Source organism: Arcticibacter sp. (assembly GCF_053551015.1).
This window is the reverse complement of the sequence record NZ_JBMQOB010000006.1, coordinates 114,017-129,228: the sequence shown is the minus strand read 5'-3', so window position 1 is coordinate 129,228 and position 15,212 is coordinate 114,017. Positions and strand designations below refer to the sequence as shown.

Here is a 15,212-nt window from a genome sequence, read left to right as displayed (position 1 = left end):
CGGCATATGAGGAACGAAAGCAAAGCGGGATGTTGAATTCCTTGTAAAGAATGGATTTGGGTATTTCACTTTCAAAAAATTATTTTAGCAGATAAATTCTTCCAGGCCCCATCTCCTGGCTTTTCTGCAAACAAAACTACTTCACATGAATCACGAAAAAGATTTCGCCGTAAGCAGTGCTGCACTCTTCAGGTACGTGACAAAAGAAAAAAAAGACGTTGGCGCTATCTACATTTACGCCATCCTCAGCGGCCTCGTGCAATTGAGCATTCCCCTGGGTATTCAGGCCATCGTAAGCTTTGTGTTGGGCGCCACTATGGTAACCTCGCTCTACCTGCTCATCGGATTTATCGTGTTAGGTACCCTCCTTATGGGCTTTTTCAGATTGAAGGTGATGCAGATAATCGAAAAGATCCAGCAAAAAATCTTTTTTGAATATTCCATTGCGTTTGCTGAAAAGATTCCAAAGATCAATATATCTTCAACAAAAAAGTATTTCCTCCCCGAGCTTGTCAATCGTTTTTTCGACACTCAGAACCTGCAGAAAGGGATATCAAAAATCTTATTGGAGATTCCAACCGCACTGATCCAGATCGTATTCGGCATCTTGCTGTTAGCATTCTACCATCCCTGGTTCCTAGTCTTCGGCGCACTGGTCATCATCATTATCGTATTCATTTTCAGATATACGATGGATTCGGGAATCATGTCCAGCTTAGAAGAGAGTGATCGCAAGTATGAAGTAGCATCATGGCTTGAAGACGTAGCAGCTGCTATCAAAACCTTTAAGATTAACGCCAATGCGGATATGCACCTGACAGGGACAGATGAACGAGTGCTTAAGTACCTGAACTGCCGCACGTCTCATTTCAGAGTTCTTGAAATCCAATATAAGGCCATCATAGGTTTCAAGGTGACCATTACCCTCGTTATGTTGGCTATCGGCACCTATCTTCTGGTAACACAACAACTCAATATCGGAGCCTTTGTCGCGACTGAGATCGTAGTACTCACCATTATGAGCGCCGTTGAAAAACTGATTAAAAGCCTGGAAAGCTATTACGACGTGATTGCTTCGCTGGTAAAGTTGAACAAAGTGACAGACCTTGAAGAGGATCCAAGCGGCGATATTGTGCTGGAACAACAGCATGGTGGGATGGATGTGAAACTCAATGATGTAAGCTTTGCGTTTAACGATAACGACCCCATCCTGGAAAATATCAGCTTCGCCATCAGACCAAACACCATCAACATCATTTCCGGACGGTTCGGTGCAGGAAAAACCACACTGTTGAACATAATAGCCGGGTTTTATGAAGCTTCATCGGGCGTAATCATGTTTGATAACATTCCGCTCAAAAACCTGAATAAGCAGCAACTCCGAAAGCGGGTTGGTCTTTATACGCAGGACATGGTTATTATCAAAGGAACCTTGCTCGAGAATATTTTACTCGGCAGAAGCGATATCAGCATTGATGACATCACACGGGTATGTGAAGAGATCGGCATTGAAAACCTGGCAAGTGAATTCAGCAGAGGTTTTGATACCAAACTAAGCGAAACAGACACCGAGGTTTCTTTCAGTGCAAAAAAGAAGATCACGCTTCTAAGAGCCTTGCTGGGCAACAACAGGTTGATCATGCTTGAAGATCCTCTGTTTGGTATGCATGAGGAATTCAAGGAAAAAATGTTTAATTACCTTCAAAGGATAAAACAGCATACAACCATTATCATTGTTTCGCAGGCAACCGAGCTGTTTGATATTGCAGATCAGAAGCTTTTCTTGAGAGACGGAACTATCTACGTGAATAATTAATAATTATACCTGATTATGAAGCTCAAATCCTTCGATAATATATATCATATACACAAAGGTTCGGAAGTTAAGCGCTGGTTCTATTTTTTTCTGATACTGACAGTCCTGATCATGTTTCTTCCCTGGACGCAGAACATCCGTTTCACGGGTAGTGTCAGCACGCTGTATCAGGATCAACGCCCCCAGCAACTTAACTCTCCTATCCCCGGACGCATTATCAAGTGGTACGTGAAGAATGGTGACAATGTTAAACAGGGCGACACCTTGCTCCAACTCGCTGAGATCAAACCAGAATATCTGGATTCTCAATTAGTACAACGAACACAGGAACAGGTACAGGCCAAGAAAGGCGTGAGAGACTACTACGAGGCGAAGGTTAGCACCACCAACACGCAGCTAAAGGCGATCAGCGAAGCAAGAAGACTGAAGCTCAAGCAACTTGAAGTTAAAATATCCCAGTTGAACAACAAAATAGCAGCAGAAGAGGCTGAGCTAGCCGCTGTCAATAATGAGTTGAAATTGAGTGAAGACCAGTATAACAGGCAAAAAAGGATGTACGAAGAAGGTCTTGTATCACTCACGCAGTTTCAACAAAGAAGTGCATCGTATCAGAACGCCTTAGCTAAGAGGATTTCCGCGGAAAACAAACTTGCGCAAACACGGCAGGAAATACTCTCGGTGAACATCGAGCAGAATGCCGCCATTCAGGACTATACCGAGAAGCTAAGCAAAACCGAAGGCGAGCGTTACCAGAGCATGGGGCAGATTGAAGGGAGTACCGGCGAGATTGCTAAGCTGGAGAATCAGGTTGCAAATTACCAGGCCCGACAAGGACTGTATTACGTACTGGCCTCTCAGGATGGCCAGGTGGTTCAGCTTAACAAGTCAGGTATTGGTGAGATCCTGAAAGAAACAGAAAGCATCGGCACCATTGTACCCAAGAAGGTCAACTACGCTGTAGAGATATACGTAAAGCCGGTGGATCTCCCGCTCCTGGCAGCTGGGCAACGGGTCATGTGTACGTTTGACGGCTTCCCGGCGATCGTATTCTCGGGCTGGCCAAACTCCAGCTATGGCACTTTCGCGGGCAAAGTAGTAGCCATTGAAAATAATATCAATGTAAACGGACTCTTCAAAGCACTGGTGGTTGAGGATAAAAATCAGAAGCCCTGGCCTCCACAGATTAAGATGGGATCGGGCGTTCAGGGTATCGCACTCCTCAATGATGTCCCTATCTGGTATGAGCTATGGCGAAACATCAACGGCTTCCCACCAGACTACTACACCTTGAATAAAGAAAAATCCACCAAAGCCGATGAAAAAGCGGAATAAGATCATCCTTTTACTCTTCATATTATGCGTTGCTCAGATATCCCTGGCGCAGGATACCTTAAGATTATCACATAAGGAATTTGTATGGATTGTTAAGCAATACCACCCTTTGGCATTCAGATACCGGTTGGAAAACGATATCGCAAAAGCAGAAGTCCTCCAGGCGAAAGGAAGTTTTGACCCTGTTTTACAAGTTAAAGAGGGCTCAAAAACCATCGATGGGATTGATTACTATGAGGAAAGCCATGTAGGGATTGAGATTCCTACATGGTATGGAATAGAGCTAAACGGTAGCTACAAATATCTTGAAGGAGAGCGGCTGAATAACAGCGCGACCCCTGGAGGTCTTTACCAATTCGGCCTGACCATTCCATTGGCCAAAGGATTGATCTACGACAGTCGGCGTGCCTTATTGGAGCAGGCAAGACATGCCCGGCAAGTGACTGCTGCTGAACAGCAAGTCCTGACCAATGAACTTTTGAGGGATGCCGAAAATGCCTACTGGCAATGGGTTAAGCAATATGAACTCTATCAGGTGCAAAAGCAAGCTGTTGATATAAACAAAAAGCGCCTCCAATTGATCCAAAAGACCTATAATTATGGCGAAAAAGCCGCTATAGATACGACAGAAGCCATCTCGCAATTGAGAGGTTTCGAGTTGGAACAACAAGAGGCATACTTACAGTATGTCAAAGCTACGATGGAACTTTCTCTCTATCTCTGGAAAGATAATCAAAAGCCATTTGAACTAGACCGGCCGATGTTCCCCGCCGTGCAACTTACATCCAGCGAAGCTTATTCTACCTACCCTGCACTAATAGAACGATTGAATGCGCTGCCTGTCAACTCGCACCTGTCGGTGGTTTACTATCAACAAAAACAAAACATCCTGGAGAGCGAGCAAAGATTGAAGTGGCAAAGCTTCCTGCCTAAGGTCGATCTTACTTACAACTTCCTGAACAAAGAGCATTACCATGTCAGGCATTTGCCTCTTTTTCAGAATAACTATCAGTATGGGATCAAACTGGAGGTTCCACTTTTCTTAAGGCAAGCGAGAGCCGACTACAGGCAGGCGAAGCTGAAGGTTACACAGAACGAGCTTGATACAGATATTAAGCGACAGGAAATTAACACGAAGATTGTTAATTACACCACTGAAGTGGTCAATTACATCGCTCAAATTGACCTTGCCACAAAAAATGTAGCCAACTATGAACGCCTGCTCCTAGCAGAGGAAATGAAGTACGACAATGGCGAAAGCTCCCTTTTCCTGATCAACAGCCGCGAGAACAAGTTAATTGAAGCCAGAGAAAAAGCGATAGAACTCCGGATGAAATTCTTAAAAAGCTATAACGAGTTGAAACTGATCACAGAAAGCTATGATGGAATCTGACCGACTAAATAGTCATAATCACACATAAAGAAAGATGCAGCTTCTTAGTTTGATTATCCTATTTATTTTTATATTTGCCCACTCTGTTCCCGTAGTTCAATGGATAGAATTTTAGATTCCGGTTCTAAAGATATGAGTTCGAATCTCGTCGGGAACACAACAAAAAAAGGCTGATCGTTATAAAACGATCAGCCTTTTTTGTATCCGGACATCAAGCTTCTTAATGTGCTTACTTAATCACAATCTGATTTTTAGTTGCGCCGTCGCTTAATTCGAACGGCTGCTTTACCTTCTTCGTATCAGTATTCCGGATGCTGATCTTCTGATTATCTTTCCCGTCGAGTTTGACCAATACATTCACATCGCCGCCGTACTTCAGACCGTCTATTGTCACGTTCTTAGCCGTATTCAGCAGTACCAGAGGTTTATCCGCTTTCGTCTTCAATTGTACATTTTCCACGCGAATGTTGCTGACCTCGACCAGCTCAATACCTGTTTCTGCCTTTAAAACCGAATTTTTCAATGTAATATTCTGAATAGGCATTTCCGACAAGCCTCTGATAAATAAAGCATGGCTTGCACCACTGCAGGCAATGTTTTCGAAAACCATATTCCTGAACACCGGAGTTCCCTCATTTACAACCGGGCGCGTATCACGTTCACTGTCGGTAATAAATTTGACGAAGTAGTGCATATCAAAGAACACAGCTTCCTGTACAATATCCTTCATGAACAGGTTTCTAGCATAAATATTCTCCACTACTCCCCCTCTTCCGCGGGTCGACTTGAATCTCAGTCCCTTATCTGTTCCGAGGAAGCTGCAGTTTTCAATGAACAGGTTGCGTGCACCGCCACTCATTTCACTTCCTACAACTACGCCACCGTGTCCCTTGTACACCGTATTACCACGAATGATTCCATTCTCAGATGGCCGCCCTCGTTTTCTTCCCTCTTCATCTTTACCGGATTTGATACAGATCGCATCATCTCCCACATCCAGGATACTGTTCTCAATAATGAAGTTCCTGCACGATTCAATATCCATTCCGTCGCCATTATGTGCGTAGTCCGGATTTTTCACCATCACATCGCTGATCGTCAGATCCTCACACAAGATCGGATGCAAACACCAGGCGGCTGAGTTCTGCAGGATCACCCCCTCTATCAATACCTTCTTACAATTGTTCAGAACCAGCAAGTTTGGTCTCAGCACATCCTTCATATCCTCAAAAGCCGACAGTGGCTTACCAGGCATCAACAGCATACTCTTCTTTGCAACCGTAGCATCCTTGAATTGCTGACTCGGGTACCATGTCTTCCCATCGTCACTCACTACACCGCCCGAAGCCACTTTCTTCTGCCAGTCTGGTGGCGGGAGTTGTCGCTGATGAACTGCCCTCCACACATCACCGTTCCCATCGATGATCCCCTTACCGGTGATCGCTATATTCTCCAGGTCTTTACCATTGATAGGCGACTCGTTTCTCGCTACTTTCCTGCCCTCATACTCCCCCTCTATGATCTTATACTGCGATTTGTCGGCGGTAAAAAACAGGGTAGCGCTCTTTGCCAGATGCAAATTCACGTTATTTCTCAAATAGACGGGGCCACTTACCCATAAGCCGGCCGGGATCAGGACAACCCCTCCTCCCTTCTTGCTGCAATCTTCAATCGCCTGGTTGATGGCCCGCGTGTTCAGGAACTGCCCATCAGCGACTGCCCCATACTTGAGGATATTGATTGTGTCTGCTTTAAACACGGGTCTGGCTACCTGCGGAAGATTATCCCAGGAGTAAGATGTTGTAGTTTGTGCTTGAGTTCCAAGGCCAAAGGCCAAAGAAACCAGGAATAATAAATGGCTTTTCATGTCATTCAAATATGTAAACAAAACGGCCACCATAACCAGAATATCGGTAAATAAACTGTTACGGGGGCCGTCTAAGACCAAAATGGTCCTTTTATCTTGCTCCGTATGCCGGGTCAAACCAGCTGTCGGTACGGAACGGCGATGCAGGTAATCCCGCACCGTTCACCAGATTGCACTCCGGATTGTTGGCCCAGGCATATCTCACCGCCACAGGTTTAGTAACCGCCGTACTGCTCACTATGATCTGGTCGCCCTGAACCTTCGCATCTGCCCAATAGAACTTCTGGTCTTCACCAGCTACGGCGAAGCCCTTCAGCACGTCGCCACCAGCAGCCCGCAAGCCACCCACTGCATGGGTAAAGCGCAGTACCATCTGATTTCCTTTTATGGCACTCGACTTGAACACAGGTCCGGAGTAAGGTACCTTTTGACCGTAGGTCTTCGCAAGGGCTATCTTTGCTAAGCGTCCGCCTACGTCCTGCTTATTCTTCGGGTGAATATCTTTCGCATCCCCGATATCGATCGTAACGGCCATACCCGTATTCGGCAACGACAGCGTCTGCAACTGCGCCTCTCTCAAAGCAGCCCACCCTGTCGCTTCCGGTAGCTCATTGCGTTTCATGTAGTTGGCCAGCTGCACAAAATAGAAGGGAAAGTCGCCCCTGCCCCATTTCTCCCGCCAGTCGCTGATCATAAGCGGGAACAATTCGCGGTACTGATACGAACGTCCCGCATTGCTTTCTCCCTGGTACCAGATGGCACCCCGGATCGCAAACTGAATAAAGGGATGAATCATCGCATTATAGAGCACCATCGGGCGGTTCGGTCCCTCGTTAGACACCGGCATCGCCGGTACATCCTTCAAGTTGAATCCTTCCCGGTACTGCCACGAACCATCCAGCGATATCCGCTGACCATCTGCCGATACCAGTGCAATCGTTTTAGGGTCGGACGAGAAGCCCCCGTTGCCCGTAGCGTCAAACACCCTCACGGCAATCACCGCTTCCCCGGCTTTCACCGCATCCGCAGAAATCGTGTATGTCCGCGGTTTATTATATCCTTGCGTTGCCCCAACCTTCTTCCCATTGAAATAGGTGATATCATCATCATCGATCATTCCCAGGTTTATTTTCAGCTCCTTACCTGCCCAGGATGCCGGAATCGTTACCTTTTTACGATACCAGACCACCCCATCAAAGTTCGGAAGCATAACCGCATCGAAATAGGCAGGAAGCTCCATCTTCTTCCATCCGGCGTCATCAAACGAAGAAGCCGCCCAGGCAGCGAGGCCGCCCCGATAACCCGGATCTTTCGCCATCACAGCCGACTGCCATTCGTCCATTTGCTGCTGATACGGTTTGCCGCTTTGATTTTGCTGCGACGCTTCCATCTGAGTCACCATGCCCGCAAAATCAGGCATCTTCTTCAATGCGCCACTACTGGTCCATGCCTCGGCAATGGTACCACCCCAGGACGTGTGGATCAAGCCGATGGGCACTCCCGTTTTGTTATAAACATCCCGGGCAAAGAAATAAGCTGTAGAAGAAAAGTTGGAGATACTTGCGGGGCTGCATTGCTGCCAGCCACCTGCCCAAACCGACGCATCTTCACGAGGCGTTAAGCTGGTCTGTTGCTCCACCTGCAGCAAACGAATGTTCGGATACTTCGCCGCTTCAATCTCCTGCTGATAGTTGTTTACTTTTCCCCAACCTGCAAGCGGCATCTCCATGTTCGACTGTCCCGAACATACCCAGACTTCACCCACCAGCACATTATTCAAAATCAATGGCTCACCATCAGAGATCGTAATCGCATACGGACCACCAAAGCCGGGTGTCGGCATCATAATCTTCCAGTTTCCCTTCTCATCCGCCTGAGCGGTATAGTTTTTTTTGTCCCAGCCAGGAACCAGCTTCACCGTCTTACCGGGATCGGCTTTACCCCAAACAGCTGCCTTGGTCTTCTGCTGAAAGACCATATTATCACCAAATACAGAGGGCAGAACAACCTTGGCCTCCAGGCTTCCACTAAGCAGCAGAGGCAATATCAAAAGAGCATGTCTAAGAGAAAGTTGAGTTCTTTCTTTCATAAAAATCAGGTTTATTTTGGAACTCTAAACATACTAAAAAAGCCCTTTCGATCCGTAGACCAAAAGGGCTTTTTTTTATCAACCAGGTTGAATGTCAGCCTATCCGCACTTGGATGAACCACAGTCTTTACAAGTTAGGCAACCTTCCTGATAAAGCAGGTTGGTCGAATTACAGTTCTGGCATTTTTGCTTCTTTGCTTCTGTTCCATCAGGAATGTAACGCTTCAAGGCACGTGCAACCCCGTTCTTCCAGGTGTTGATCGACTCATCCAACTGAAGACTGTTGATCAGGTCAACCACTTTCTCAATCGGCATACCGTGTCTCAGCGTGCTTGAAATCAGTTTCGCATAGTTCCAGTACTCTGGATTGAACTTATACGAAAGACCTTCGATAGTGGTCTTATGTCCGCGTTTGTTCTGGTACTGGAAGTCATAACGTGAACTTCCATCAGCTTCCCTGTTCTTGATGATAAGACCTTCATTTACCCATCTCGGGATCAGGATACCGTCTTCGTCGTCCAGGAACCCGGTGAAGATCTCATAAGGTCTTCCGTCGATCAGACCGATAAAGGCAATCCATTTGTCGCGGTTGTTCTGGAAACGAACTACGTCAGCCTCCAGGACGATCGGGCGGATGACAGGAAAGCTCGCGTGGTTCACTTCATCTTCCTCCTTCTTGGCTTCCTTCTCCGTATTCGAGATCAGTACACCTGAACGAGATCCGTCTCTGTAAACCGTAACCCCTTTACATCCTGCTTTCCAGGCTTCCATATATAGCTGACCTACCAACTCCTCGGTTACATCCTCTGGCATGTTGATGGTTACGCTAATCGAGTGGTCAACCCATTTCTGGATCTCACCCTGCATTTTCACTTTTTTATGGTAGTCTACGTCGTTTGAAGTCGCTTTGAAATAAGGTGATTGTTTAACCAGATCATCCAGCTCTTTCTGCGTGTAGTTCTTGTTCAGGTCATGGCCGTTCACTTCCATCCACTGTTTGAAACGGTGATGGAACACCACATATTCTTCCCATGAGTCGCCTACCTCGTCAATAAAATCAACGCGTACGTCCTTGTCATTAGGATTTACTTTTCTTCTTCTTTTGTAGACAGGCATGAACACCGGCTCAATTCCGGAGCTGGTCTGAGACATCAGACTGGTTGTACCGGTTGGCGCGATAGTCAGCAAAGCGATATTACGGCGACCGTGTTCCAGCATCTGGAAGTACAATTCAGGATCAGCCTCTTTCAAACGCATGATGAACGGGTTGTTCTTTTCTCTTTCGGCATCAAAAATACTGAAGGCACCTCTTTCTTTCGCCGTCATCACTGAAGCGCGGTACGCCTCAAGCGCGATGTTCTTATGAACCTCAACGGAGAATGCTGTACCCTCATCACTACCGTAACGAAGACCTAAAGCCGCAAGCATATCGCCTTCTGCCGTGATTCCAATACCGGTACGACGTCCTTCATTTGCCTTGGTCTGGATGTTCAGCCACAGGTTTCTTTCAGTACGTTTCACCTCATCGTCTTCCGGATCCTCAGCAATCTTCAGCAGAATAGCGTCGATCTTCTCCAGTTCCAGGTCGATGATATCATCCATCATGCGCTGTGCAGCATGGATATGTTTCTTAAACAGTTCCCAGTTGAAATACGCATCCTTAGTGAACGGCTTCTCAACATACGAAAACAGGTTGATCGCCAACAGTCGGCAAGAATCATACGGACACAATGGTATCTCCCCACAAGGGTTGGTAGATACGGTACGGTAACCCAGGTCCGCATAACAGTCAGGCACCGACTCGCGGATTATGGTATCCCAGAACAGAATTCCAGGCTCAGCCGAACGCCATGCATTGTGAACGATCTTTTTCCACAGCAGCGTAGGGTCAATTTCTTTTTTATATAGAGGAGAATCTCCGAAGATAGGATATTGTTGAACGTAGGTGCGCTGCTCTTCTACAGCACGCATAAACTCGTCATCAATACGTACAGAAACATTCGCTCCTGTTACCTTGCCCTGCTCCAGCTTGGCATCAATGAAGCCTTCTGAATCCGGGTGTTTGATGGCCACCGACAGCATCAATGCACCTCTTCTTCCGTCTTGAGCTACCTCACGGGTCGAATTGGAAAAACGCTCCATGAAAGGAACGATTCCCGTTGAAGTAAGAGCCGAGTTTTTAACCGGAGAACCTTTAGGACGGATGTGCGACAGGTCATGACCTACACCACCGCGGCGCTTCATCAGCTGAACCTGCTCCTGGTCAATCTTCATGATACCACCGTAGGAGTCAGACTCACCATTATTACCGATAACAAAACAGTTTGATAAAGAAGCAATCTGGTAAGGATTTCCGATACCGGTCATCGGGCTTCCCTGTGGAATGATATATTTGAAATCTCGTATAAGTTCAAAGATTTCGTCCTCACTTAGCGGATTTGAATACCGCTGTTCGATACGGGCAATTTCAGAAGCAATACGACGATGCATATCATCTGGGGTCGCTTCGTATATAGCACCGTATGAATCTTTCAACGCATATTTATTCACCCAAACCCGTGCAGCCAGGTCATCGCCCTTGAAGTATAAAAGGGACTTTTGATAGGCTTCATCTGCAGCATAAGTGGTTTTGATTTCAGATAGATTCTCAATTTCCATGATCAGATTTTTAAGGTTGCAAAGTTAATATTTGTATTGTGTTTGGTGTGAGATGTTTGAAAGTTTTTCTCAGACTAAGTGTTGAAAAAAATAAAAAGTTTACAAAAACATTTTACAACTACCTTATAATGAATTATATAAAAACTTAAACATGTTGAAAAGTTACCAAATTTTCACAACAGCAGTGAGGATTTTTTACTAACACAGTGTTAACATCTTTACTAACACCCTCATATACTGTCTCTTAATCGAATCTCCACGTGATGTCTTAAAACTGAAATCAACAATGAACCAATTTGCGACCAAGCAGGGAGTGCAAGCACGGTGATCGCACGGTGCAGCCACGGTGAAGCCACCTTTTGGATCGAAAACGTGGCTTCACCGTGGCTGCACTGTGGCTGCAATATGGCTACACGCCGTTCAGGGTCTTAAGTTAGGGCCGAGTTAATGAGAGTTTGCTTACTGGGAATTGATGCCAGATGGTAGAACAAGAGTATGCGGGGTATACATTGATGACGATTTGCGGAAAGACAATCACGCTATACCAAAATTTGCAATGAAATTGCCAAAAAGATACAGCTCACTACAAATTTTTAAAAGCCTCTGATTCCAGTATAGAAAAATAAGGAACAGCATCATTGAGTTCGCGGGTATCCACCATCTGGAAATTACGCACTTCTACAGCGTCTTCGTACTCTGGACTGGTATTCACAATTACCCCTCCCAACAAAAAGATCCTGTCGCAATGAAATTCCTTCTTGCTCATACGGATCAGAATACTGAGCTTCTTATGGATTTCTTCATAAGCGACATCAGTAATTTCTTTGGCGGGATTGGCGGATGTCAGGATCCGTTGCTTGTAGGGCATCACCGTGCGCTCGAGCAGCGTTTGCTGGTAATCAAGCTCGGAGTTAATCGGCACGTAGACTTCGTCTGCCTGTTGGAGCCGCTGTAAAGCCAGCATCAGTGCTCCGCAGCTATTGGTAAGCTGCTTTTGGCCGGGGCGGCGCATCTTTCCGAGCTGACCATCGTCTGTCATCCCGATATGCGGTCCATAGAAGATAAATGCATCTCCTCCATCCGGTACATGATGCGCGAATGCCACCATTCCGGTAAAGCCCGAGAACGGTAATCCACCGAGTCCACCCATAGAAAACGGACGTGTCAGCACCCTGCGGAAATCAGTAGATACGTTGATGTCGTCGCAGCATAATGATGTCGCGAAAAGCATTTTTGACAGATCAGAATTGTATTCGTTTTTCAGGAAATCCAGATAGGTTTCCGTTACCTCAGTTCCCGTCTTCACATTTGGGTACTGTGCCTTGACGAGGGGTTCAAGCTCTTTCATGGCGGTAAACGTAGCGGAAAATTTTCGTTTTTTCAATTTCAGCTTTTGGTTATGGGTCGTAAAGTTTATGCGCGATGAATATTTTATCCCGGGAGCCGGATATGGAAAGCCACTATCGGACAGAGAAATAAAAGGCAAAATTTAGACGCAACTGCATCCGAATGCGATCATTTGATATCTTTACGCCTCAATTAAAATTATCAATATGCTTACTCATCATGTACTTTTCTGGCTGAAAGCCGATATAACCGAAGATCAAAAAGCAGCTTTCAGGGCAAGTCTTGAAACACTTAGTGGCGTGGAGACCGTTAAATCTTTACATGTCGGAACCCCCGCTCCCATTGAGCGTGCAGTTGTGGATACAACCTATACCTTCTCATTACTGGCGATTTTTGAAGATCTGGCCGGTCACAATGTATATCAGACACACCCGCTGCATCTGGCGTTTCTTGACCAGTTTAAAATCTACTTTGACCGGGTGGTCATATACGATTCTGAGTAAAGCGCAGCGGCCTGCCGTACTCTCTATTTCGGGTCAAATGGATGTCTAACCCAGCCATTTGACCTGAACACGTCAAACAGAATGCTCATTCCTTCGTTTTGTATCTACTAATAAAATCCAGACTAGGTGCTTTCTTATCCGGTCTGAAGATGTATTAAGGAATGAAGCAAACACAACATTTAAACTCTCCGTCTCTGGCAAAAACGCCGACGGGTATAGCCGGACTGGATGAAATCACGAACGGTGGTCTGCCTGCGGGTCGTCCCACGCTGATATGTGGCTGTCCCGGCTGTGGCAAAACCCTGATGTCGGTTGAATTCATCGTTCGGGGTGCAACAGAGTACAACGAGCCCGGAGTATTCATGGCCTTTGAAGAGAAGGCTGAAGAACTGGCGGAAAATACGCTGTCTCTGGGCTTTGATCTTGACAAACTAGTGCGCGAGAAAAAGATCCGTATGGACTATGTCCACATTGATCGGAGCGAAATTGAGGAAACGGGTGAGTATGACCTCGATGGCTTGTTTATCCGTCTGGGGCATGCCATTGACAGTATCGGTGCCAAGCGTGTGGTACTGGATACTATAGAAAACCTTTTTTCGGGACTAACGAATGAGAGCATTATACGTGCAGAGCTCCGCAGGCTCTTCCAATGGCTGAAGGCCAAAGGCGTTACTGCAGTGATCACCGGGGAGCGGGGTAAAGATAGCCTGACCAGGCAGGGCCTGGAAGAGTATGTATCAGATTGTGTGATCTTGCTTGACCACCGGGTAAAACACCAGATCTCCACGCGACTGCTCCGTGTTGTAAAATACCGGGGATCTCTTCATGGAACAAACGAGTATCCGTTCTTAATTGACAGCGAGGGAATATCTTTATTGCCTGTCACCTCACTAGGCCAGGCCCCCCCCGCATCAGAAGAGCGCGTATCGACCGGGATAAAAAGCCTGGATGAGATGCTCGACGGGAAAGGCTTTTTCAAGGGCAGCAGCATTTTGGTATCAGGAACTGCCGGCACAGGAAAAACCAATATTGCCACCACGTTTGCAGCAAGTGCCTGCGAGAGTGGCGACAAGTGCATTTACTTTTCGTTTGAAGAATCAATAAGCCAGATATTGAGGAACACGCGCTCAATTGGTCTTAATCTGCAACAGCATATTGATTCAGGAAGCCTGGAAATCTGCGCCTCGCGACCTACGTTGTACGGATTGGAGATGCACCTGGTTGACATACACAAACGAATAAAGGCGTTTCAACCAGATACCGTCATTATTGACCCGATTACGAACCTGATCACTATCGGCTCGATCAGCGAGGTAAAATCTATGCTCATCAGGCTGATCAGCTTTTTACAGGAACAACAAGTGACAGTCATGTTTACCGCACTGGCACTTAATAATATAATACAGGAACAAACGGATGAAACGATTTCATCATTAGTTGATGCCTGGCTTCTGGTGAAGGATATCGAGATGAACGGGGAGAGAAACAGAGGCTTATACATCATGAAGTCGAGAGGCATGAAGCACTCAAACCAGGTAAGAGAGTTTGAGATTACCGACCATGGCCTGGAGCTGGTGAATGTTTATCTGGGTCCGAACGGGGTATTGACAGGCTCAGCCCGCGAAGCTCAAATGCTACAGGAGAATGCCGGCGAAATACTGAAGGGCTATCAGATGAGCGCTAAAGACAAAGAGATCATCCGCAAGAGAAATATACTCGAGGCCAAGATTGCCAACTTAAAGACTGAATTTGAGTCAATGGAGGAGGAACTGAACCGCACGTTTGCCGAAGAACAGATAAGAAAGCAGGCGGCTCAGAAAACCAGGCAGGAGATGACCAAACGCAGAAGGGGCCCGTCGGCAGATGAGGATCCGCAGGAAACAATATAGTAGAACGGTATGGAAGAACAGGAAATAGAGAAAGAACAAACCTGGGAGCTTCGTCTGTACATTGCAGGCAAGACCCCTAAGGCGGTGACGGCGCTGAATAACCTGAAGCGCTATTGCGAAGAGCACCTGAAAGGAAAATATATGATTGAAGTAATCGACCTCCTGGAAAAGCCACAGCTGGCTGAGGGCGACCAGATATTTGCAGTACCTACTCTGGTGAGAAAGGTACCTGTACCAATGCGCAAAATCATTGGCGATCTATCTAACGAAGAAAAAGTACTGGTGGGATTAAACATCCGGCCATTGACCTAACATACT

General features: G+C 46.4%; 10 protein-coding genes and 1 tRNA gene. 7 read left to right on the top strand and 4 right to left on the bottom strand.

Annotation, left to right across the window (positions count from 1 at the left end):
* The first annotated feature begins 145 nt into the window (after positions 1 to 145).
* The 4 genes from ACO1NU_RS02715 (at position 146) to ACO1NU_RS02700 (ending at position 4,698) form a co-directional block, all read left to right on the top strand.
* Positions 146 to 1,816, top strand: a complete 1,671-nt coding sequence (locus tag ACO1NU_RS02715; protein ID WP_448816917.1) for a peptidase domain-containing ABC transporter — start codon at positions 146 to 148, stop codon at positions 1,814 to 1,816.
* Between the two features lie 15 nt (positions 1,817 to 1,831).
* Positions 1,832 to 3,148: an HlyD family secretion protein gene (locus ACO1NU_RS02710; RefSeq protein ID WP_448816916.1), complete on the top strand. Its 1,317-nt coding sequence runs from the start codon at positions 1,832 to 1,834 to the stop codon at positions 3,146 to 3,148.
* Positions 3,132 to 4,541: a TolC family protein gene (locus tag ACO1NU_RS02705; protein ID WP_448816915.1), complete on the top strand. Its 1,410-nt coding sequence runs from the start codon at positions 3,132 to 3,134 to the stop codon at positions 4,539 to 4,541. Before ACO1NU_RS02710 ends, ACO1NU_RS02705 begins: the two co-directional genes overlap by 17 nt.
* A gap of 85 nt (positions 4,542 to 4,626) precedes the next feature.
* Positions 4,627 to 4,698 (top strand) — tRNA-Arg (locus tag ACO1NU_RS02700).
* Between the two features lie 72 nt (positions 4,699 to 4,770).
* Here the strand turns inward: ACO1NU_RS02700 and ACO1NU_RS02695 are convergent.
* The 4 genes from ACO1NU_RS02695 to ACO1NU_RS02680 all read right to left on the bottom strand — a co-directional run bounded on the left by ACO1NU_RS02695 (position 4,771) and on the right by ACO1NU_RS02680 (position 12,539).
* Entirely contained in the window at positions 4,771 to 6,408 is a 1,638-nt protein-coding gene (locus ACO1NU_RS02695) for a glycoside hydrolase family 28 protein (protein ID WP_448816914.1), read from the bottom strand.
* 91 nt (positions 6,409 to 6,499) lie between these two features.
* The gene (locus tag ACO1NU_RS02690; protein WP_448816913.1) at positions 6,500 to 8,497 is read right to left on the bottom strand and encodes a sialate O-acetylesterase; all 1,998 of its coding nucleotides are present in this window, start codon (positions 8,495 to 8,497) and stop codon (positions 6,500 to 6,502) included.
* 99 nt (positions 8,498 to 8,596) lie between these two features.
* On the bottom strand, positions 8,597 to 11,155 hold the full coding sequence (locus tag ACO1NU_RS02685; protein ID WP_448816912.1) for an adenosylcobalamin-dependent ribonucleoside-diphosphate reductase: 2,559 nt from the start codon (positions 11,153 to 11,155) through the stop codon (positions 8,597 to 8,599).
* Positions 11,156 to 11,738: 583 nt separating this feature from the next.
* A complete protein-coding gene (locus ACO1NU_RS02680) occupies positions 11,739 to 12,539 on the bottom strand; it encodes a hypothetical protein (protein WP_448816911.1) in 801 nt (266 codons plus the stop codon).
* A gap of 169 nt (positions 12,540 to 12,708) precedes the next feature.
* Between ACO1NU_RS02680 and ACO1NU_RS02675 the strand changes: the two genes are divergently transcribed.
* The 3 genes from ACO1NU_RS02675 to ACO1NU_RS02665 all read left to right on the top strand — a co-directional run bounded on the left by ACO1NU_RS02675 (position 12,709) and on the right by ACO1NU_RS02665 (position 15,206).
* Entirely contained in the window at positions 12,709 to 13,005 is a 297-nt protein-coding gene (locus tag ACO1NU_RS02675) for a Dabb family protein (protein WP_448816910.1), read from the top strand.
* A 161-nt stretch (positions 13,006 to 13,166) separates the two neighbouring features.
* The gene (gene kaiC / locus ACO1NU_RS02670; RefSeq protein ID WP_448816909.1) at positions 13,167 to 14,894 is read left to right on the top strand and encodes a circadian clock protein KaiC; all 1,728 of its coding nucleotides are present in this window, start codon (positions 13,167 to 13,169) and stop codon (positions 14,892 to 14,894) included.
* 9 nt (positions 14,895 to 14,903) lie between these two features.
* Positions 14,904 to 15,206: a circadian clock KaiB family protein gene (locus ACO1NU_RS02665; protein ID WP_448816908.1), complete on the top strand. Its 303-nt coding sequence runs from the start codon at positions 14,904 to 14,906 to the stop codon at positions 15,204 to 15,206.
* The last annotated feature ends 6 nt before the right edge of the window (positions 15,207 to 15,212 follow it).